Source organism: Agrobacterium sp. fls2-241-TYG-188a (assembly GCF_030209845.1).
Genome location: NZ_JARVRD010000012.1, coordinates 1 through 2,451, shown reverse-complemented (window position 1 = coordinate 2,451; position 2,451 = coordinate 1). Strand labels below are relative to the sequence as shown.

At 52.6% G+C, this 2,451-nt stretch carries 1 rRNA gene; it reads left to right on the top strand.

Annotated features, from left to right (window positions below):
• Nucleotides 1-2,402 (top strand): 23S ribosomal RNA (locus QRN85_RS24280); the annotation flags it as partial.
• Nucleotides 2,403-2,451: the final 49 nt, after the last annotated feature.

The following is a 2,451-nucleotide window of genomic DNA, read 5'->3' as shown; positions in this document are numbered from 1 at the left end:
AGGCATTGTCCTTGAGTAGGGCGGGACACGTGAAATCCTGTCTGAACATGGGGAGACCACTCTCCAAGCCTAAGTACTCGTGCATGACCGATAGCGAACAAGTACCGTGAGGGAAAGGTGAAAAGCACCCCGACGAGGGGAGTGAAATAGAACCTGAAACCGGATGCCTACAAGCAGTCGGAGCTCGAAAGAGTGACGGCGTACCTTTTGTATAATGGGTCAACGACTTAGTGTAGCAAGCAAGCTTAAGCCGGTAGGTGTAGGCGTAGCGAAAGCGAGTCTGAATAGGGCGTTTAGTTTGTTGCATTAGACCCGAAACCGAGTGATCTAGCCATGAGCAGGCTGAAGGTTGGGTAACACCAACTGGAGGGCCGAACCCATATCTGTTGCAATAGATTGGGATGACTTGTGGCTAGGGGTGAAAGGCCAATCAAACTCGGAAATAGCTGGTTCTCCGCGAAATCTATTTAGGTAGAGCGTCGACCGAATACCCTCGGGGGTAGAGCACTGGATGGGCTATGGGGACTCACCGTCTTACTGATCCTAACCAAACTCCGAATACCGAGGAGTACTAGTCGGCAGACACACGGCGGGTGCTAACGTCCGTCGTGAAGAGGGCAACAACCCTGACCTCCAGCTAAGGTCCCCAAGTCATGGCTAAGTGGGAAAGGATGTGAGGATCCCAAAACAACCAGGATGTTGGCTTAGAAGCAGCCATCATTTAAAGAAAGCGTAACAGCTCACTGGTCTAAATAAGGGTCTTTGCGCCGAAAATGTAACGGGGCTAAAGCCATGCACCGAAGCTGAGGATACAACGTAAGTTGTGTGGTAGCGGAGCGTTCCGTAAGTCTGTGAAGGCGGACCCGTGAGGGCTGCTGGAGATATCGGAAGTGCGAATGTTGACATGAGTAACGATAAAGGGAGTGAGAGACTCCCTCGCCGAAAGACCAAGGGTTCCTGCTTAAAGTTAATCTGAGCAGGGTTAGCCGGCCCCTAAGACGAGGCGGACACGCGTAGTCGATGGGAACCACGTTAATATTCGTGGGCCTGGTGGTAGTGACGGATCTTGTGTGTTGTTCAACCTTATTGGATTGGTTGGGCGGCGAAGAGGTTCCAGGAAATAGCTCCACCGTATAGACCGTACCCGAAACCGACACAGGTGGTCAGGTAGAGTATACCAAGGCGCTTGAGAGAACTATGTTGAAGGAACTCGGCAAATTGCACGCGTAACTTCGGAAGAAGCGTGACCCTGTTGTACGCAAGTATGTCAGGGTGGCACAGACCAGGGGGTAGCGACTGTTTATCAAAAACACAGGGCTCTGCGAAGTAGCAATACGACGTATAGGGTCTGACGCCTGCCCGGTGCTGGAAGGTTAAAGGGAGGGGTGCAAGCTCTGAACTGAAGCCCCAGTAAACGGCGGCCGTAACTATAACGGTCCTAAGGTAGCGAAATTCCTTGTCGGGTAAGTTCCGACCTGCACGAATGGCGTAACGACTTCCCCGCTGTCTCCAACATAGACTCAGTGAAATTGAATTCCCCGTGAAGATGCGGGGTTCCTGCGGTCAGACGGAAAGACCCCGTGCACCTTTACTATAGCTTTACACTGGCATTCGCCAAGGCATGTGTAGGATAGGTGGTAGGCTTTGAAGCGGGGACGCCAGTTCCCGTGGAGCCATCCTTGAAATACCACCCTTATCTTCGTGGATGTCTAACCGCGGTCCGTTATCCGGATCCGGGACAGTGTATGGTGGGTAGTTTGACTGGGGCGGTCGCCTCCGAAAGAGTAACGGAGGCGCGCGATGGTTAGCTCAGACCGGTCGGAAATCGGTCGTCGAGTGCAATGGCATAAGCTAGCCTGACTGCGAGACTGACAAGTCGAGCAGAGACGAAAGTCGGTCATAGTGATCCGGTGGTCCCGTGTGGAAGGGCCATCGCTCAACGGATAAAAGGTACGCCGGGGATAACAGGCTGATGACCCCCAAGAGTCCATATCGACGGGGTTGTTTGGCACCTCGATGTCGACTCATCGCATCCTGGGGCTGGAGCAGGTCCCAAGGGTATGGCTGTTCGCCATTTAAAGCGGTACGTGAGTTGGGTTCAGAACGTCGTGAGACAGTTCGGTCCCTATCTGCCGTGGGTGTAGGAATATTGACAGGATCTGTCCCTAGTACGAGAGGACCGGGATGGACGTATCTCTGGTGGATCTGTTGTCCTGCCAAGGGCATAGCAGAGTAGCTATATACGGAATGGATAACCGCTGAAGGCATCTAAGCGGGAAACCAACCTGAAAACGAGTGTTCCCTATCAGAGCCGTGGAAGACGACCACGTTGATAGGACGGGTGTGGAAGTGCAGTAATGCATGAAGCTTACCGTTACTAATAGCTCGATCGACTTCTTCGTTCCCATTGATTATGTTCATCAAGCGAAGCTTGATGAAATCTGTTCTGTC